A 17,600-nucleotide genomic window follows, 5' to 3' on the forward strand; every position below is an offset into this window, starting at 1 on the left:
ATTTAATGAAATGGATCTACTTTTTCATTTCGATCTTTTTGCTTTCAACATTTGCGGTGGCGGTGCCTATAAACCTTCAAATAACTGCCAATTACTATTCTCACACTCTCGAATTTGAAGGGACATTTGCCTCTACAAATATTGGAAATGTCGGGATACCAAAAGGCTTTTCTTTGCCACAAATATCTTTACCATCGACGACGAATGTACTCTCATCCTTAGTCGTCAATGTGAAGAATATGCCAGAAATTTCAACGATCAACAAGAACCTCTTCCCTGTCAGAGATCTTCAACTCTACTCTTTTTCCTTCTTCACAGATAGTCAAAGTAACGTCGGTCTTGACTCAAGGACACCTCTTATCTCGACATTTATAGATTACAATTACACCTCAATGCAATTGAATGGATTTTCTGCGGGGTTTAACCTTGGCCCTATTTCGATCGAGGGATCTACAAGGCCTCAGTATTCTCAACTTTCACTGACATTCCCGAATGGATTTTACGTAGATGGGATTCTTAACCAGTCAACTGGAACCTTCAGGATGGGGTTGCCTATTATGATGGGAAATTTTCTTTTCCAGCCAGAGGGACAATATATTTTCCCATCCAACTTTAACACAAAAATATCTCTATTTTACATGAATGATGGTATAATTCCTTACGCGGTGTATGATGGAGAATCTACTCCAACCTTTTCGATAGGCGTTACAACTTTACCATTTTCGGCATACGCGAAAATGACGATTTTGTCCACGCCCATTTATTCCGTCGGCACGATTTACAGAAGCGCTTTTGGAATTGTTGGGGCTGACATTAGCCTTCAGCAACCGACAAATTGGGTAAATGCTTCATTCAATTCCGTACCTTTCGGAATAGGAAATTTGCAATTTGAAATTGCCGGAGATGGACAAATTGTGAATAACGGTACTTACAAATTTAGAGCCTATTTGACAACGAGTTTGAATCTATTTTCTTCTGTATTCAAAGGATGGGTTGGAATGTCATCAGATAGCGGCAATTATAAAACTTTGTGGGGAATGGATGTGAACTTTTGAGCGCTTTGGAATACGATCTTTACGTGAAAATCGAAGAAGAGGACATACACATGATAAATTACATGCTCGAAGCAGAAGATAACCTTTTAAACGTTAGAAATGTAGATCCCAAAACAGGTCTTTTAAAGATAATTGTTATAGACACGGATCTTGATGATATGTTAAGACTTTTGGAGTATCTAAAAGATGATCTTCATCTTGAAGTGGTGAAATATGAACCGAGTCGTGGAGTTCTTTAGAAAGCCGATACCGAGGGAGCATTTTCGAACTCTGCATGATATACCTTACGATAGGTTGAAATTATGGGGATTTGAGGCTATAATATTTGACTATGACAACACTCTCGCCCCATTCCTGCACCAGATTCAGGATGATGTGATCTCTCTTTTGGAAAACATTCTCAGGATGGGCTTTAAAGTTGTCATAGTTACCAATGCGTCTTATGAAAGAACGAAGAAATTAAGAGAAAGATTGCCACAGATCAAGGTCTTTGCAAAGGCAAAAAAGCCAGGCCTTAAGATTTTGAAAATCGCCGTTGATTACACAAATGTAAGCGCGTCAAAAACTATTTTCATTGGTGACCTGTTCTTTACAGACATAATAGCGGGAAATAGAATGGGCATGTACACGATAATGGTTGAGCCCTATCCGGGAGTTGGATTCCTTTTAAGTACTCTTGTTTTGCTTGAGAAGATATCCTATCTTATCATTTTCTATACCTTTGGATGGATCTTCCGAATAGGAGAACTTATCTCTCCGAATGAATGGGTAGAAGATATCTTCGACATAGATTACGATCGTTTGATCTCGAAGGGAATAAAGTTGTTCGTCTTTGATATGGACGGTACACTGGCAAAATGGAAAGACGAAAAGATCGATCAAAAGACTTTGAATTTGATAAAGAAACTTTCGAAAAAAAGCGATGTTGTCATACTGTCAAACGGTGATTCACCTACTTTGGAAATCATGAAAAAAAATGGAATAGAGACCTTCAATCATTCGCACAAACCCTTAACTGCTAAATTCCTTAGAATATTGAAAGCAGGTCATGTATCAAAAAAAGAAGTTGTGGTTGTAGGGGATCAATTGTTCACAGATGTTTTGATGGCAAATCTTGCCGGCGTCTATTCCATAAAGGTCAAACCGCTTTCAAAAGAGGAGATGTGGTTTACGAAAATTTTGAGAATCGCCGAGCGTATTACAAGTCCACTGGCCAAGAAAAAGCCATCGATTGGGGTGAGTGAAGATGAGTGGGGAAAAAACAAAGTATGAATTAACGAATCTTCCTTCTTTTTTGTCTAATTTCACCGTCAGGTTGAATTCGGCAGAAACGCCGGAAAAATGTGTTGAGGAGTTGATAGAGGCCTCAAAGAATTTCTTTTCGATCGAAGATCACGCGTACGTTATGAAAGATCAAAGTCACGGAACTATAAAGCCCAAGGTAATGGCAATGGGCAGATGGGTCCTCGAGAAGAAAAAAGTGTCCGTTATCCCGGTCGATGACGGCACCTTCTTATTTCTCCCATTATTCAGCAGAAGACATGATATAGGATACGTCGTGATGAGGATAACTGACGATATTGGCGATTTGAAGATGAAGTACATGGATATAGAGAGCCTCCTCTCTTTTGAGACTTCGATGGTCATAGACAACATGTTGTTAACAGGAGAATTGATAAAGAAAAATGAATACGTCTCCGAGGCAAGGGCATATCTTGAAAACGTGCTCAACTCATTGAAATACGCCGTTGTGGTGGCAAGTGTTAGAAAGGGAGAAGAATTTTCCAACAAACCTTACAGAGAACTCATCGAGAAAAACAAGGAGATCGTCAATTACATAGAAGATATTTCACAGGAATCTTTGATATACAGAAAGGAAGTTTCGAGAGAGGTGGAGGTAAACCAAAGTTTTTACTCTCTTTACGCCGTTCCGGTCCAACTCTCTTCTGGATTGAAGATAGTAATATCGATTCAGGACATAACGAATACAAAGGAACTTGAGAGACTCCAAAAGATAGATAAGATGAAGGACAATTTTGTCGCAACTATCTCTCACGAATTGAAAACGCCTCTTGCCGCAATCCTTGCCTATTCCGAAACTTTGCTGGAATCGGCAGAATCGATAGACACGGATACACTCAAGAGTTTTGCAAAGACTATTAAAAATGAAAGCGAGCATCTTGCGAATATAATAGAAGAGATGATAAACTTCTCAAAGGTAAGTTCCAACAGCCTTACGATGGCCTTTGGCAGGGTAGATCTTGTAAAGATTTTAAAAGACACATACGATGGATTAAAAATAAACGCGCTTTCGAACAATGTGAAATTTTCTCTTGAAATTCCAGATGATCTCATCAATGCTTATGTTACGGCAGATCCCAAAAGGATAATTCAGGTCATGGACAACCTTGTCTCCAACGCTTTCAAATACAACGATTCAAGGGAACCGGAAGTAAAGATAACGATAAGATCGGATGACGAAGGGTACATCGTCTCGGTCTGGGACAACGGTAGTCCTATACCAGTAGAGGAGAGAGAAAAGGTCTTTGAAAAATTTTACAGAGGCTCGAACTCGGGAAATGTCTCTGGAACGGGATTGGGCCTTGCCATCGTCAAAGAGATAATAGATTTGCACAAGGGCAGGATATGGATAGACAATGTTGAAAATTGTTCCTTTTCATTCTTCTTGCCCAAGAGGGACTGGTTGAATATTTTGAAATGAGGTAAAAAATGGCAGGTACACTTGCAGACGTTTTGAAGGAAATAGATTCTATACCCGTACCGAACTTTGTCGTTACAAAGGTCATTGAATTGGCAAGCAAGCCGGACGTTTCTGCCGCAGAACTCACATCTATAATTGAGAAGGATCCAAATCTGACCGTTAGAATAATGAAACTTGCCAATTCCGCTTATTATGGTCTACCACAGAAGATAACAAATCTTTCCCATGCCATAATGATTCTCGGATTCAAAACTTTGAGGAACCTTGTGATAGGCGTTTACACGCATGACGCTTTTTTCTCCTTTAAACTTGAAACTACAAAGGTTTCTTCCGAAGATCTGTGGTGGCATTTAGTTTCGACTGCCATCGCAACTGAAAGCGTTTCAAATGCAACCGGCTTTATAAACAAAGAGGAGGCCTTTCTTGCAGGAATGCTTCACGACATAGGAAAGATCGTCCTTGCGAAGTTATTCCCGAAGTACGTCGATGCACTAATAACTCTCGCAAGCGCGAGATCTCTTACGTACGAACAGGCAGAAAAAGAGATGGAATTTCCGGATCATGTCTTTGTCGCCAAGTATCTTCTTGAAAAATGGAAATTTCCAGAGATAATAAGGGTGCCGGTAGAATTCCATCACAATCCCGGCGGTGTTCAGGATGAAAGTTTCAAAGATATAACGGCAATTGTCCACGCATCAGACGTGATATCGAGCATTTTGAACCAAAAAGCCGCGGGAAATTACACATTGCCGATAATGAAAAAGGAGGCATGGACTTACCTTAAACTCAATGGCACCTCATTTTTGGACATGATAAAATCAACAAGAGACTCCATGAAAAAGTCAGATTCTTTCTTCAGAATCTAAGAGGTGATTATTTTGAAAAAAGCATTTGTGTTGATTTTAATCTTATCAATGGCTATTTTTGCCTTTTCAGATGCCACAAATCAGGTACTTGCCGGAAAGATAATCGTTCTCGATCCCGAAAATGGAGGGTATGATTCGGGTCCAGTAGGGCCAACGGGTCTCATGGGAAAGGACATAAATCTCCAGGTCGCCCTCGATCTTGCGCAGATATTGAAACTTCAGGGTGCGACGGTGATCCTTACGCGTTCGACAGATACCTATGTGCCTTTAAAAAATAGAATAGATATAGCAAACAAAGCGAATGCTGACCTCTTTGTCTCTATAGCGCACAATTCAATTCAAGGAGCACCAAATGTAGACAGGCCGCAGGTCTTCTACTGGAGCACCTCTGATTCTTCACAACTTGCGGCCGAAATATTCTTAAAAGAATTCGAGAGATTCTTCAACACAAAAGGAAATCTCATAAGAGAACAGTTCATCGTTTTGCAATACGCTCAGGTTCCAGCGGTCGTAGTCGAGCCTTGCTTCATGTCAAATCCATCGCGAGAAAATTGGCTCAAAAGTGCCAAAAATCTCTGGCGTGAGGCTAACATATACGATATGGCCATCCTCGAATATTTCGACGAACTGAATTCATGACTCTTTCATCTTCCTTGTGCCCGGCTTTACTAAAGGTATCCCATTTTGACAGAGAGGACATTCTTCACGCGTGTAATGCGTAAGGGGCAGATCTACCAAAGAAAGTACGTGTATTTCCCTTATTTGATTTACAGATCCTCTGTTGACTATCGATGAAGCACATATCACGCGTGATCCAGCCTTTTCGACCAGATCGATGATTTCGCTCGTTGATTTTCCAGTTGTTATAACGTCTTCGACAACGGCTATATTCTTGAAATCCGAAGGATCGAATTCTCTCCTGAATTTCATGACGCCATCATCGTCTCTCTCGGCAAAAAGAAATGGGACGTTAAGGTGGCGCGCGACTTCGTATCCTATTATTATTCCTCCTATCGCTGGAGAGATAACACAATCGGGATTGTATTTTGATATTTTGACAGAAAGTTCATACCCAAGATCTTCCGCATACCATGGATATTTCAGTATTTTTGCGCACTGAACGTAAGAATCGGAGTGAAGGCCGGAAGAGAGTAAAAAATGGCCGTGAAGAATTGCGCCTGTCTCTTCAAGTAATCTTTTGTATTCCATTTTTTCACCTCAAAGATAGAAGTTTTGAGTAATCGTAAGAAGACTTTTCGGGATCGGCCGAAAAGATTATGGATCGAGACACGTTAACGAGTAAGTTTCTACCGTCAATTGAATTCATGACCTTTTGAACATCTCCTCCCTGCGCTCCGACACCGGGAACGAGTATAAGGCTCTCATTTGCAATCTCATGGATTTCTCTTATCTTTTCTGCGAAAGTTGCCCCCACAACAAGGCCACAGTTTCCGTACCTTTTGTTTTTTTCGCTGACAAATTTTGCAACCTTTAAGTAAAGCGGAGGCGTGCCGTGGTACTCAAAATCAAACGCCCCTTGATTCGAGGAGAGAGACAGCACGAATGTGTATTTGTCCGTGTAAGAGAAGAATACTTCCATCGAGTCACTTCCCATGTAAGGCAAAACGGTTATGGCATCAAAGCCAAAGAATTCAAAAGCGGCCCTTGCGTACGCTTTCGCTGTTGAATCTATGTCCGAACGTTTGGCATCATATATGACGGGCAGATCTCCTATCAAATCACGTGTTTTCATCATGGTTTTCATTCCATCAGGCCCAAGTTGTTCGTAAAAGGCTGAATTTATTTTGTAAGCGCAGGCGAAATTTTTTGTTCTCTCGATTATTTCACGGTTAAATTCGTAAACTCCTTCCGCATTTTTAGAAAATCGAGACGGCAACCTCTCGTAATCGGTATCGAGACCTATGGTAAGCACGTTGGAGACGATCTCCATTCTTTTTTTTACCTTTTCCAAGAAATTCATATGAATCCTCCTCTGTGGGATATGCCTATCAGATCTGCAAAGTTCATCTTCAAACTGTCAATTTTATTCTGAAGATCGTCCACAATTCTGACCGCAGAAGACGGATTTATCATGAACTGGGTTCCAATCCCGACAAGAGATGATCCCGCCATGGCGTATTCGATAATGTCAGATGCATTTCTTACCCCTCCAAGACCTATTATCGAAAGATCGGGAAAGGCATCCTTTACCTGGTAAACCTTCCAAAGTATTACAGGCATAAAAGCGGGACCGCTAAGGCCCCCTTTGACTCCCTTTAAAAATGGTCTGCCGGTTTTCAAATTTATCCTCATTCCCTGAATCGAATTTCCTATGTTAACGATCTTTACGCCTGCATCGATGGCAATCCGTGACTGGATAAGAGGATCGACGTCGGGAGAGATCTTGGCAATTAAAGGCTTTTTGGTCACTTCCCTGCATGATGCAAGCACCGATTTTGTCAGTTCAAAATCAGAAGATATCGTTTTGCCGCCAATGTTTGGACATGAAAGATTTATCTCTATCATGTCGGCGAATTCCTCAATTTTGCTTGTAACTTCGGCAAAATCCTCCGGTCTTTCCCCTCCCACCGAAATTATCTTCACGCACTCTTTCGGCAAAGAGGCCGCTATTTCTTTGAACTTTTCAACTCCCGGGTTTTGAAGACCTATGGAATTCAAAAGTCCATTTTCAAGATAAAGGATTCTCGGTGGAATATTTCCCTGAATGGGTTTGGGAGTGACGGTCTTCGTGGTGAAGCCACCTATCTTTTCGGCCGAGACGTATTTAAAGAATTCGTCACCAAATCCCAACGGACCCGAGGCAGTTACTATAGGGTTTTTAAACTTTACTCCATCCACGATCACAGATAAGTCCATTCTAAATCCACCTCCGATGCCTTGAAGGTCGGGCCGTCTTTGCAAACGAATTTCACACCATCTGAGGTCATGACCGCGCACCCTTCACACATACCCCTTGCGCAGGCCATTTTTTCTTCCATTATAAGGTAAAGGGATCTTTGACCCAAAGCCTTTTTTACACTTTTTAACATCTCTATTGGGCCGCACGCTATGATATTTTCAAGTGTTGAAAATTTGACGATCTCTATCGGGGTGGTTGGATCAAAGACAGATACAGAACTGCCGGGTATATCGACAAAATCGAAAAGTTCCTCGTCTGCAAATCCAGCAACAAGTTCTCCGAATCCATACTTGGAGATGTAGAAATGAATCGGTGCATATCCTACACCGCCGGATATCAAAAGTGGGTCTTTAAGTTCTGGCAGAGGATTACCAAAAGGACCATTCATTATAACGGGGGCTCTGTCAAGGAATTTTTCGATCTCCCCTCCGCTTTTTATAAGAAAAGAGATCTTTCCATCTTTTAAGTCATAGACACTGAATGGCCTTGGAATGTAAGGCCCCAAAGAGGTAGTTATTGTAAAAAACTGGCCAGGAAGTGCTTTGCCTTCGTAAGGGAGATCAAGCAAGATGTAAGATCCCTTTGCCGATCTTTTCAACATCTCCAAACACCTGCCTTCCTTCAACGAATGTCGATATTACCCTTCCTTTCAATCTCTTACCGAGAAAAGGTGTATTAGATGACCTTGACATGAGAGTCTCTTTTGAGACGTGCCATTCGCCTTCCGGATCGAAGATGACGAAATTGGCAGGAAGACCTTCCTTTATCCTTCCAACCTCAAGGCCATATATCTTTGCGGGATCGGAACTTACCTTTTTCAGAAGTTTTTCAATCTTGAGGCCATTTTTCGAAACGATGATGATCTCATTTAGAAGAGTTTCAAATCCAATTATTCCAAATGGTGCGGATTGGAATTCCACCTCTTTTTCTTCATTTAAATAGGGAGCATGATCGGTGATTATCGCATCTATCGTGTCATCTTCTATTCCTTCATATAGGGCTCTTTGATCGTGAGATGTGGGAAATGGTGGATTTATCTTTTTGTATGTATCGTAATCGTAAAGGTCTTCGTCTTTGAAGACAAGATGATGTATGCAAACATCACAAGTTACATTTATTCCATCCTTCTTTGCCTGTCTTATCAAATTGACAGACCTCGCCGTTGAAACGTGGGCGATATGGATGTGGGCCTTTGTCAGGTATGAAAGTTCTATCTCACGCGCAACACTTATAGATTCGGCAACATCGGGAATCCCGCTTATACCGTAAAGGGTAGAAAACCACCCTTCTCTCATGTGTCCCTTACCAAGGTATTTGTCCTGACAGTGAGAGATTATCGGAAGTCCAAGTTCATGGGCGTATTCCATCGCATGCCTCGCAAGGCCTGCATCATCCAAAAAGTTTCCATCATCTGAAAACCCAACAACACCTGCCCGTGCCATCCTTAGCATTTCAGAAAGTTCTTTTCCATCTCTATTTTTAGTTATTGCACCGACGATCTTCAAGTCCAAGTTGGTCTTTTTCGCCTTTTCCTTAAGATAAATCACCATAGTCTCACTGTCTATAGCGGGAGTTGTATTTGGCATTGCAAAGGCCGTCGTTATTCCACCGTGAAATGCTGCCATGGCACCTGAGAACAGGTCTTCTCTCTTTGTCTGACCGGGATCTCTGAAATGTGCATGGGTATCAACAAGTCCCGGAAGAATCCACACGTCACCGAGGTCTAAACGATCTCCTTCTCTTTGAACAAAAGTCTTTTCAAAGGAGATCTCCCCGCTGTAAAACCTTTCTCCATCGAAAATTTTAGCGCTTTCGAAGATCAATTTTCCACACCTCCCAAAATAAGATCGAGCAAGGCCATTCTTACAAAGACACCGTTTGTAACCTGTTCTTCAACGACAGATGAATCTGAATCTGAAACCTCTTCCATAACCTCTACTCCTCTGTTCATCGGACCCGGATGCATGAAAATGGGATTGGCAATTTCCATTCTTTTGGAATTTATTCCGTAAAATTCGTTATACTCATCAAGGGTTGAAAAGAATCCACCGCTTTGGCGCTCAAGTTGGACTCTCAATCCCATTACAGCGTCAGACTCCGAGATACTTTTTTCAACATCATGTGAAATCCTCACGCCGTAATTTTCAAAATACTCAGGAATAAAACTTTCAGGACCGACCAAGGTTACATCGGCACCGAGCATTTTTAGCAGTTTTGCATTTGACCTTGCAACCCTGCTGTGAAGGATATCTCCTATTATGGCTATCTTGATTTTGAAATCTCCGAATTTTTCCCAGATCGTGTAAGCATCGAGCAGGGCCTGAGTAGGATGGGCATGGATTCCGTCACCTGCGTTGATAACGGGTGAATTCGTGTATTTTTTCATCATCATCGGACTGCCAGGTTCCGAATGTCTTATGACGTAGAGATCTATGCCCATGGCATCGAGAGTTTTAACCGTATCTTTGAAAGATTCTCCCTTGTTCAAAGAACTCGTAGAGGCGGTAAAGTTGACGACATCTGCACCAAGCCTTTTTGCAGCCAATTCAAAAGAAATCCTCGTTCTTGTCGAGGATTCAAAAAAGAGAGTGCAAATGCTTTTTCCTTTTAAAGATGTCAATTTTTGAAAACCATGCTTTTTAAAAAATTGGGCCCTCTCGAATATCTCTTTGACATCACTGATTTCAAGATCATCAACGTCAAAAAGGTCCTTTCCTCGAATACTCATCATTTACCTCCTTTGTGATATATAAAAAAAGGACGCCTTTTAAAGGCGTCCTTGAAAATAAATTCGATAAATTCGAGAAGGTAACTTTCACTTTCCACATCAGGAAAGACAAAATACTCCGAATTTTTTAACTTAAGCGATAAAATCATCTTTTCCTCCTTAAGCCAAAAGGGATTATACTATTAATTTTTCAAAAAGTCAACACGTGATATTGATAATTTTCAATTCTCAATTTTATTCCACGTGCCACCCGCCACACGCTACGAGTTCGGTAAAACTGGCTCAGTATATATTTTTGACTTCAAAAATGTTAAAATCATTTTGAATAAATTTCATCCTCGGGAGGCTTAAAATGAAAAAAAGGATTTTGATAATAGGCGGAGGATTTGGAGGCTTAAGCGCATTTTACAGCCTCCAAAAGAATGGGTCGGAATATGTCGAGATTACCCTTGTAGATTCAAGAGAGACAAGCCTTGAGAAACCTTCTTTGCCTGAGGTTGCTTTTATTGGAAAGCCACTTAACAAAGTACAGATTCCACTGAAATCAGTTATAGAAAAAAATGGCGGTAAATACCTTAACTCTGAAGTTAAAGATGTCGATCCGAATTCTGGCTATGTTGATCTAAAGAGTGGAGAAAGAATTCCTTACGATTACCTTGTAATCGCAACTGGAGCCATAAAAGACTATGATGCTGTAGAAGGATTTAAAGAGTACGGATATTCAGTCTGCGATGACGATCATGCACCAAAACTTTATGAGAGGATGATGAATTTTAACGGTGGAAAGATAGTAATCGGTGCCGCCAAAACAGAATGGGCAGATCATCCCGGAGTCAAAAAACTCTCCGCTCCGTGCGAAGGACCGATCGGAGAGATCATGTTCATGATCGATTACGCGCTAAGGCAGAGAGCGATAAGGTCAAAGTGCACGATAAATGTTTTCTCGCCCGGCGAGATATTCTTTGAAGATGTGGGACCAAAGGTCCATAAATCGCTTGAGCCTGTCATAAAGGCGCAGGGCATAAATGTTTTAACGTCAAAGGTGATAAAGAAGATAGAAAAAGACCATGTAGAATTCGAAGATGGCACCTCTCTCGAGAGTGATCTTACGATTATAATTCCTCCTTACGCAGGCACTCCATTTGTCAAAAATTCAGGCATCGGCGACGAAAAAGGTTTCATAATGACGGATTCGCAGATGAAACATGAAAATCATAAAAATATCTTCGCGGTTGGAGACATAAACGCGATGGCAATGCCAAAACTCGGTCATATAGCGGTCATGCAGGGTCAGGTTGCCTCGAGCGCCATTCTAAAGGATATAAAAGGTCAGGGCGAGGTGTTGCCATTTAGGCCTGAGATCTTTTGCATCATGAACAGAGGTGGAATAGACGCAACGATGATCCTCTCAGATTACCTCTACGGTGGAAAGACCGATATAACTTTGAATGGCCCTATCGCACACATGATGAAATGGGGATTCGATGATTTCTACTTCTACACCAAAGGCCATATGCCTCCGGAATTGATGCAAAATGGACTTAAAAAAGTTCTCGAGACTCTTAAAAGAGGCAAGGTTTGAATAGTAATTCTTCAATTCTTGTGATTCTTACGGGCGGCAGATCGACAAGATTCGGGACGGACAAATGCACTTACAAAATCGATGGACTCCGATCTGTCGACTTGATAATTAAAAATATCGGATCTTTGTTTAAAGGTATCATCTTTGCAGGTAAAAATGAAAATCTTGATGGATCGATTCCCGATCCAAAACCCGGTCTTGGTCCTATTTCAGGTCTTTACACGGGACTTTTAGCCGGGGAAGATGTGTTTTTAGTTTCTTGCGATATGCCATTTGTAAAAAAAGAAATAGTGGAATTCATTCTAAGCAAGAAAGATCACGATATAGTATGTCCTGTCGTTGATAACGCCTATCAGGTTACGCATGCCTTTTATTCAAAAAAGATCATCTCCTGCCTTGAGGAGGAGATGATTTGTTATAATCCTTCTTTGAAATCTTTAATCTCAAAATGCAAAGACGTGCTTTTGATAAGAGAAGAAGAATTGAAAAGATTCGAAAATTACAAAATGAGTTTTTTCAATTTCAATTTTAAACGCGATCTTCGACCTTAACCTTTTCTATCTTTACGGCAGAAACCTTAAAGGTTGGTATCTTTGCTATGGGATCTATGGCCGCAAGTGTCAGCATGTTTGCAGGAGATTCAGCGTAATGGAATGGTATAAACACAAGGCCTTTTTGCGATCTTTCAGTTATTTTAGCCGGGCCTTCTATCGATCCACGTCGAGAACTTACCCTGACTATGTCTCCATCTTTTATCCCGAGATCTTTTGCATCTTCTGGATTTATCTCTATCTCGACCTTTGGTCTAAGATCGTTTATTTCTTTTACCCTTCTTGTCATCGTTCCGGTATGGTACTGGTAAAGTATGCGACCCGTTGAAAGATAGAACGGGTACTCTTCATCTGGGATCTCCGGAGGTTCTGTGTATTCGACCGGTATGAACTTTCCAAGTCCATTCTCCGTTGAGAATGAATTCTGGTGAAGTATTGCGGTCCCTTCATCATCGATCGATCTGCACGGCCACTGAATTCCTTTGTGTTCTATTCTATCGTAAGATATGCCTGCGTATATTGGAGAGACTTTAGATATCTCTTCCATTATCTCTTTCGGAGATTCGTAATGCGCGTTGTAGCCAAGTCTGTTCATGAGATCCTTTAATATCATCCAGTCAGGTTTGGAATTCCCAACCGGATTCAAAACTTTCCTTACCCTTTGAACCCTTCTTTCGGTATTTGTAAATGTCCCATCCTTCTCGAATCCGCTCGATGCCGCTAAAATCACATGGGCGTATTTTGTCGTGTCATTTGGAAATATGTCCATGTCTACCATAAACTCCAGTTTTTCAAGAGCCTTTCGCACATGAGATTCGTCCGGATGGCTCATGACCGGGTTTTCTCCCATCACAAAAAGGGCCTTTATCTTCCCATTCATAATCGCGTCGAACATTTCAACGCTTGTCAATCCATTTTTATCTGAGAGATATTCCACATTCCATGCCATTTTGAACTTTTCTATGACACTTTCTTTCGAAACTGGCTGATTTCCGGGAAATAGGTTCGGAAGACATCCAACATCTCCAGCCCCCTGAACATTGGACTGACCTCTTAAAGGATTGACTCCAGATCCTGGCCTTCCTATCTTTCCGGTTGCCATTGCAAGATTGGCTATCGCGATGACATTCTTTGTTCCACTCACGTGTTGAGTTATTCCCATGGCGTAAAGTATGGAGGCAGTCTTTGCCTTTGCGTACATCTCGGCGGCCTTTACCAATTTTTTCTCATCAACGCCCGATATTTTTGAAACATACGATGGAGTGTATTTTTCAACGGCTTTCTTTACCTCTTCAAATCCTTCTGTCCTTTTGGATATGAACTCCTCGTCTATTAGGTTCTCGTGGATTATCACGTTCAAAAGGCCGTTGAGAATCGCAAGGTCTGTCCCTGGCAGATTTCTAAGCCACAATTCGGCATAATCGACAAGTTCTATTTTTCTTGGATCTATAACTATTAAATGCGATCCGTTCCTTACAGCCCTCTTTACTCTCGATCCGTAAACGGGGTGGTTTTCCGTAGTGTTGGTGCCGGTTGCAATTATTACCTCGGCAAATTCTATGTCTCCAATCGGGTTAGTCATGGCGCCCGCTCCAAAGGTCATCGAAAGACCCGCAACTGTAGACGCATGACACAGTCTTGCGCAATGATCGATGTTATTTGTTCCTATTATGGCTCTTGCGATCTTTTGTAAAAGGTAATTTTCTTCGTTCGTACATCTTGCAGAAGATAAAAATCCTATTGAATCCGGACCATACTTTTCCTTTATCTCGATCAATTTTTTGGCCGTGTAATCGAGAGCCTCATCCCAAGTAACCGGTACAAATTCTCCATTTTTCTTCAAAAGTGGAGATTTTAACCTGTCGGGATGATTCACAAAACTGTATCCAAACTTTCCCTTTACACAGGTTGCTATAGCATCATTTACTTCTCTGTTTTCAGAAGAACCCTGAATTCTTACTATGTCGTTTTTCTTTGGATCGAAGTAGACGTCTATCTGACATCCAACGCCACAATACAGACATGTCGTCTTTACCTTTTCGACCTTGTTCCATCTTGCCTTCCCTATCGAAGGCTTTTCGACTATCGCCCCTGTCGGACATATACTCGCACACTCTCCGCAACTTACGCAATTAGTTTGTGCAAGAGGAAGGTTCATAAAAGTTGAAGGGTAAGATTCATGGCCCCTCTGGACCATCGAATAGATTGACATGCCCTCTACCTCGTCACAGACACGAACGCATAACTGACACTTTATACACTTGTTCAAATCCCTTACAATGAATTCGCTCGAATCGTCTATTTCGTATCTTTTTTCCTTCATGTAACCAAACAACGGTTTGCCAGACGGGAAGTATTCGTATGCAAGGTCCTGAAGCGCACAATTACCGTTTTGATCGCACGTCATGCAATCATCGGGATGATCCTTTAACAACAAAGACAAATTCACTTCTCTCGATTCTTTGACAAGCGGTGAATTTGTCTTTATCTTCATCCCTTCTCTTATTTCGGCCGTACACGAGGTAACGAGATTTTTCGATCCTTCAACTTCCACAACGCACATGCGACATGCGCCTATGCTTTTTAAAGCGGGATGATAACAAAGATGGGGAATATCGAATCCATTTTCAAGCAAGAATTCAAGGAGATTTTTTCCTTCGGGAATATTGTAATTTTTACCGTCTATTTCTATCGATAAAGTCTTTTCGTTAATCAAAGATCACCTCCCCGTTTTTCATCGATTTTATTATCGCAAGAGATTCTACCCTTACATTTTCTTTCTCAAGCACCTTTCTTCCATTCTGAAATGCTTTTTCTATGACGATTCCAACGCCGGCAACGCGACCTCCCGCATCCTTTACTATCTTTACAAGACCCAACGATGCGCTACCGTTGGCCAGAAAATCATCGATTATGAGAACAGAATCTTCGCAAGACAAAAACCTCTTCGATACTCTTATTCTGTATGGTCTATTTTTTGTGAATGAAAAAACATCGGCCTCGTAAGTTTCGAGATCGAGATTGAAGGCTTCGTGTTTTTTGGCAAAGATAACTGGCACATAGTCAAAATACTGGGAAGTTATACATGCGACGCTTATTCCAGAAGATTCAACTGTTAATATCTTCGTTACCTTTTCATCTTTGAACCTTTTCCTGAACTCTTTACCTATCTCGTTCATCAACTTTATGTCTATTTGGTGATTCAAAAAACTGTCTACCTTGAGTATATCTTCTCCTACAACCCGTCCATCTTTCAAGATCTTTTCTTTAAGCAGATCCATCTAATCCCGATTCCTTGAGGCATTTTAAGACCATTCCTTCGATCACATCAATGGCCTCTCTCATTTTGGACACAAATGTTTCATCTTTTATGAGTTTGAGGTTTATTTCGACATTTGACTTTGCTATTTCAAATGCGGCCTTCAAAAGCCAAGCGGCACTTTTGGCATCGCTTAAAGCATTTTTATTTCCATATTTATTCACGAACTGGGCCATCGGACATACTTTGGATATCTCTCTTGCCAATTCGTATGGCATCTCACTTGCCTTTTTGAGTGCTTCTTGAAGTTCTTCAGTTCTTCTTTGTTTTTCTTCTTCGGTATTTTTCGGTAATTTCATCGCATCCATTACACCATCGAAGGCCATCGCATCCAAATCGGCAAGGTCCAAGAATCTTTTCCTTCTGTAAGAGGCTTCACTTATGATTCTTTCCATCTCGGCTTCATAATCTTCATATCCCTTTTTACCGATCGTAAGAGAAGCAACCATTTCGATGAGGGCCGTCGCCATCGAGGCCGTTATCGCACCGACTGCTCCTCCGCCGGGAGTGGGAGAATTGGATGCCACAGAATTCACAAATTCACTTATTTTTTGATCTCGAAAACTCATTTCGCACCTCCTATTATCTCAACGGATCGAGAAGCGCCTATTCTGTTAGCACCGGCGGCGATCATTTTGACTGCGTCTTCGTAAGAATGAATTCCTCCAGATGCCTTTACTCCCATCTTTTCGCCGACCACAAATCTCATCAGGGCAACGTCCTTATCAACGGCACCACCTTTAGAATATCCAGTTGACGTCTTCACAAAATGCGCGCCGGCCTCTTTGGATATGACACAGGCCGCAACTTTCTCTTCAAAACTCAAAAGTGCTGTCTCAATTATCACTTTGACTACCCTACCCTTTGCAGACTCAACAACAGATTTTATATCATCGTAAACTTCCGTGTATTCTGAATCCCTCAAGGCACCTATGTTTATTACCATGTCTATCTCATCTGCACCGTGATCCACGGCCCACGACGTCTCGGCAGATTTTATCTTGCTTGGAACGGCACCGAAGGGAAATGCGACAACACTTGCGATCTTCGATTTCCCATTTACCCTTTCAAAAACATGGGGTACCCAAAAAGAATTGACGCAAACGGAATAAAAGTTGAATCTGATCGCTTCGTCACAGACCTTGTCTATCTGCGAAGATGTCGCGTCTGGAGAAAGCAAAGTGTGATCTATCATTCCGGCAAGTTCTGATTTCGAGATGGATACTTTTTTGGGATTAAATTGAAAGTCTTTTGCCTTTATTATTTCCTTCTCTATCTTTGATATAAGGCCATCCATTCGTATCATCTCCTTAAAGGTTGATCTCGTTATGAATAGATTTCATAGCCTCAAGCGCTATTCCAAAATATTCTTCAAGAGTAAGACCAAGTTCTGAACACATCGCCATTTGATCACGGCTTGCGCCCTTTGCAAAAGATTTTTCTTTAAATCTTTTGAGAAGGAATTTGGTGTCCACCGGATCGAGTTTTTTCTCTGGCCTTATGAGAGCCGCCGCCGTTATAAAGCCCGTCGTTGGATCGGCGACGTAGAGCGCCTTTTCTATTTTTGTTTCGAGTGGCTTTTTTTCAGCATGTGCAAGTATGGAATCGTAAATTTCTTTTGGAAGGTTATAACTTTTCAGCATTTCAACGCTTACAAATCCATGTCTGTCAGGATCATTCTCCGTCTCTGGATAATCGTAATCGTGAAGGATTCCGGCTATTTCCCACTCATTTTCATCTTCATTCATCTTTTTTGCCAAAGCCTTCATTACCGCCCCTGTCGCTATCATGTGATTGACAAGATTTTCCGATTTAACATGCGACCTCACAAGCGATATAGCCTCTTCTCTCGTCATA

Annotated in this window: 19 protein-coding genes; 8 read left to right on the plus strand and 11 right to left on the minus strand. The window is 41.4% G+C overall.

What is annotated here, in order from left to right:
• Positions 1 to 5: 5 nt before the first annotated feature.
• From ATHSA_RS00930 to ATHSA_RS00955, 6 genes are read left to right on the plus strand one after another with little or no spacing between them, the layout of a single operon-like run.
• Entirely contained in the window at positions 6 to 1,055 is a 1,050-nt protein-coding gene (locus tag ATHSA_RS00930) for a hypothetical protein (RefSeq protein WP_161847322.1), read from the plus strand.
• Positions 1,052 to 1,294, plus strand: a complete 243-nt coding sequence (locus tag ATHSA_RS00935) for a DUF4911 domain-containing protein (RefSeq protein ID WP_197739182.1) — start codon at positions 1,052 to 1,054, stop codon at positions 1,292 to 1,294. Before ATHSA_RS00930 ends, ATHSA_RS00935 begins: the two co-directional genes overlap by 4 nt.
• On the plus strand, positions 1,269 to 2,327 hold the full coding sequence (locus ATHSA_RS00940; RefSeq protein ID WP_161847323.1) for a YqeG family HAD IIIA-type phosphatase: 1,059 nt from the start codon (positions 1,269 to 1,271) through the stop codon (positions 2,325 to 2,327). Before ATHSA_RS00935 ends, ATHSA_RS00940 begins: the two co-directional genes overlap by 26 nt.
• Complete coding sequence (locus ATHSA_RS00945; protein WP_161847324.1) at positions 2,302 to 3,777, plus strand: sensor histidine kinase; 1,476 nt, start codon at positions 2,302 to 2,304, stop codon at positions 3,775 to 3,777. The genes ATHSA_RS00940 and ATHSA_RS00945 overlap by 26 nt, the downstream gene beginning before the upstream one ends.
• An 8-nt stretch (positions 3,778 to 3,785) precedes the next feature.
• Complete coding sequence (locus ATHSA_RS00950) at positions 3,786 to 4,643, plus strand: HDOD domain-containing protein (protein ID WP_161847325.1); 858 nt, start codon at positions 3,786 to 3,788, stop codon at positions 4,641 to 4,643.
• Between the two features lie 12 nt (positions 4,644 to 4,655).
• Positions 4,656 to 5,282: an N-acetylmuramoyl-L-alanine amidase family protein gene (locus tag ATHSA_RS00955; protein WP_161847326.1), complete on the plus strand. Its 627-nt coding sequence runs from the start codon at positions 4,656 to 4,658 to the stop codon at positions 5,280 to 5,282.
• On the opposite strand, the gene pyrE is transcribed toward ATHSA_RS00955, so the two are convergent.
• From pyrE to ATHSA_RS00985, 6 genes are read right to left on the minus strand one after another with little or no spacing between them, the layout of a single operon-like run.
• Complete coding sequence (pyrE, locus tag ATHSA_RS00960) at positions 5,277 to 5,852, minus strand: orotate phosphoribosyltransferase (protein WP_161847327.1); 576 nt, start codon at positions 5,850 to 5,852, stop codon at positions 5,277 to 5,279. The genes ATHSA_RS00955 and pyrE overlap by 6 nt on opposite strands.
• Positions 5,853 to 5,856: 4 nt before the next feature.
• Positions 5,857 to 6,624, minus strand: a complete 768-nt coding sequence (gene pyrF / locus ATHSA_RS00965; protein WP_161847328.1) for an orotidine-5'-phosphate decarboxylase — start codon at positions 6,622 to 6,624, stop codon at positions 5,857 to 5,859.
• The gene (locus ATHSA_RS00970) at positions 6,621 to 7,520 is read right to left on the minus strand and encodes a dihydroorotate dehydrogenase (protein ID WP_161847329.1); all 900 of its coding nucleotides are present in this window, start codon (positions 7,518 to 7,520) and stop codon (positions 6,621 to 6,623) included. The genes pyrF and ATHSA_RS00970 overlap by 4 nt, the downstream gene beginning before the upstream one ends.
• Positions 7,505 to 8,164: an iron-sulfur cluster-binding protein gene (locus ATHSA_RS00975; RefSeq protein WP_232060138.1), complete on the minus strand. Its 660-nt coding sequence runs from the start codon at positions 8,162 to 8,164 to the stop codon at positions 7,505 to 7,507. The genes ATHSA_RS00970 and ATHSA_RS00975 overlap by 16 nt, the downstream gene beginning before the upstream one ends.
• Positions 8,124 to 9,386 (minus strand): dihydroorotase, encoded by a 1,263-nt coding sequence (locus tag ATHSA_RS00980; protein ID WP_161847331.1) that lies wholly within the window; start codon positions 9,384 to 9,386, stop codon positions 8,124 to 8,126. The genes ATHSA_RS00975 and ATHSA_RS00980 overlap by 41 nt, the downstream gene beginning before the upstream one ends.
• Positions 9,383 to 10,291: an aspartate carbamoyltransferase catalytic subunit gene (locus tag ATHSA_RS00985; protein WP_161847332.1), complete on the minus strand. Its 909-nt coding sequence runs from the start codon at positions 10,289 to 10,291 to the stop codon at positions 9,383 to 9,385. The genes ATHSA_RS00980 and ATHSA_RS00985 overlap by 4 nt, the downstream gene beginning before the upstream one ends.
• 352 nt (positions 10,292 to 10,643) lie before the next feature.
• Between ATHSA_RS00985 and ATHSA_RS00990 the strand changes: the two genes are divergently transcribed.
• Positions 10,644 to 11,873, plus strand: a complete 1,230-nt coding sequence (locus ATHSA_RS00990) for an NAD(P)/FAD-dependent oxidoreductase (protein WP_161847333.1) — start codon at positions 10,644 to 10,646, stop codon at positions 11,871 to 11,873.
• Positions 11,870 to 12,424: a molybdenum cofactor guanylyltransferase gene (locus tag ATHSA_RS00995; protein ID WP_161847334.1), complete on the plus strand. Its 555-nt coding sequence runs from the start codon at positions 11,870 to 11,872 to the stop codon at positions 12,422 to 12,424. The genes ATHSA_RS00990 and ATHSA_RS00995 overlap by 4 nt, the downstream gene beginning before the upstream one ends.
• On the opposite strand, the gene fdhF is transcribed toward ATHSA_RS00995, so the two are convergent.
• The 5 genes from fdhF to ATHSA_RS01020 are packed head-to-tail and all read right to left on the minus strand — an operon-like array spanning position 12,402 to position 17,599.
• A complete protein-coding gene (gene fdhF, locus ATHSA_RS01000) occupies positions 12,402 to 15,140 on the minus strand; it encodes a formate dehydrogenase subunit alpha (protein WP_197739183.1) in 2,739 nt (912 codons plus the stop codon). The genes ATHSA_RS00995 and fdhF overlap by 23 nt on opposite strands.
• The gene (locus tag ATHSA_RS01005) at positions 15,133 to 15,705 is read right to left on the minus strand and encodes a xanthine phosphoribosyltransferase (protein ID WP_161847335.1); all 573 of its coding nucleotides are present in this window, start codon (positions 15,703 to 15,705) and stop codon (positions 15,133 to 15,135) included. Before ATHSA_RS01005 ends, fdhF begins: the two co-directional genes overlap by 8 nt.
• Positions 15,692 to 16,312: a cyclodeaminase/cyclohydrolase family protein gene (locus ATHSA_RS01010; protein WP_161847336.1), complete on the minus strand. Its 621-nt coding sequence runs from the start codon at positions 16,310 to 16,312 to the stop codon at positions 15,692 to 15,694. The genes ATHSA_RS01005 and ATHSA_RS01010 overlap by 14 nt, the downstream gene beginning before the upstream one ends.
• The gene (gene deoC / locus ATHSA_RS01015; protein WP_161847337.1) at positions 16,309 to 17,040 is read right to left on the minus strand and encodes a deoxyribose-phosphate aldolase; all 732 of its coding nucleotides are present in this window, start codon (positions 17,038 to 17,040) and stop codon (positions 16,309 to 16,311) included. Before deoC ends, ATHSA_RS01010 begins: the two co-directional genes overlap by 4 nt.
• Positions 17,041 to 17,053: 13 nt before the next feature.
• Entirely contained in the window at positions 17,054 to 17,599 is a 546-nt protein-coding gene (locus ATHSA_RS01020) for an HDIG domain-containing metalloprotein (protein ID WP_161847338.1), read from the minus strand.
• Position 17,600: the final 1 nt, after the last annotated feature.

The organism is Athalassotoga saccharophila (genome assembly GCF_009936215.1).
GTDB classification, from domain to species: domain Bacteria; phylum Thermotogota; class Thermotogae; order Mesoaciditogales; family Mesoaciditogaceae; genus Athalassotoga; species Athalassotoga saccharophila.

What these genes read in the sequence shown, in the direction of transcription:
- ATHSA_RS00930 (WP_161847322.1), top strand. Translation starts at nt 6, where the DNA reads ATGAAATGGATCTACTTTTTCATTTCGATCTTTTTGCTTTCAACATTT.
- ATHSA_RS00970 (WP_161847329.1), bottom strand. Translation starts at nt 7,520, where the DNA reads ATGGACTTATCTGTGATCGTGGATGGAGTAAAGTTTAAAAACCCTATA.
- pyrE (WP_161847327.1), bottom strand. Translation starts at nt 5,852, where the DNA reads ATGGAATACAAAAGATTACTTGAAGAGACAGGCGCAATTCTTCACGGC.
- deoC (WP_161847337.1), bottom strand. Translation starts at nt 17,040, where the DNA reads ATGGATGGCCTTATATCAAAGATAGAGAAGGAAATAATAAAGGCAAAA.
- ATHSA_RS00990 (WP_161847333.1), top strand. Translation starts at nt 10,644, where the DNA reads ATGAAAAAAAGGATTTTGATAATAGGCGGAGGATTTGGAGGCTTAAGC.
- ATHSA_RS01005 (WP_161847335.1), bottom strand. Translation starts at nt 15,705, where the DNA reads ATGGATCTGCTTAAAGAAAAGATCTTGAAAGATGGACGGGTTGTAGGA.
- pyrF (WP_161847328.1), bottom strand. Translation starts at nt 6,624, where the DNA reads ATGAATTTCTTGGAAAAGGTAAAAAAAAGAATGGAGATCGTCTCCAAC.
- ATHSA_RS01020 (WP_161847338.1), bottom strand. Translation starts at nt 17,599, where the DNA reads ATGACGAGAGAAGAGGCTATATCGCTTGTGAGGTCGCATGTTAAATCG.
- ATHSA_RS00975 (WP_232060138.1), bottom strand. Translation starts at nt 8,164, where the DNA reads ATGTTGAAAAGATCGGCAAAGGGATCTTACATCTTGCTTGATCTCCCT.
- ATHSA_RS01010 (WP_161847336.1), bottom strand. Translation starts at nt 16,312, where the DNA reads ATGAGTTTTCGAGATCAAAAAATAAGTGAATTTGTGAATTCTGTGGCA.
- ATHSA_RS00950 (WP_161847325.1), top strand. Translation starts at nt 3,786, where the DNA reads ATGGCAGGTACACTTGCAGACGTTTTGAAGGAAATAGATTCTATACCC.
- ATHSA_RS00945 (WP_161847324.1), top strand. Translation starts at nt 2,302, where the DNA reads ATGAGTGGGGAAAAAACAAAGTATGAATTAACGAATCTTCCTTCTTTT.
- ATHSA_RS00940 (WP_161847323.1), top strand. Translation starts at nt 1,269, where the DNA reads ATGAACCGAGTCGTGGAGTTCTTTAGAAAGCCGATACCGAGGGAGCAT.
- ATHSA_RS00985 (WP_161847332.1), bottom strand. Translation starts at nt 10,291, where the DNA reads ATGAGTATTCGAGGAAAGGACCTTTTTGACGTTGATGATCTTGAAATC.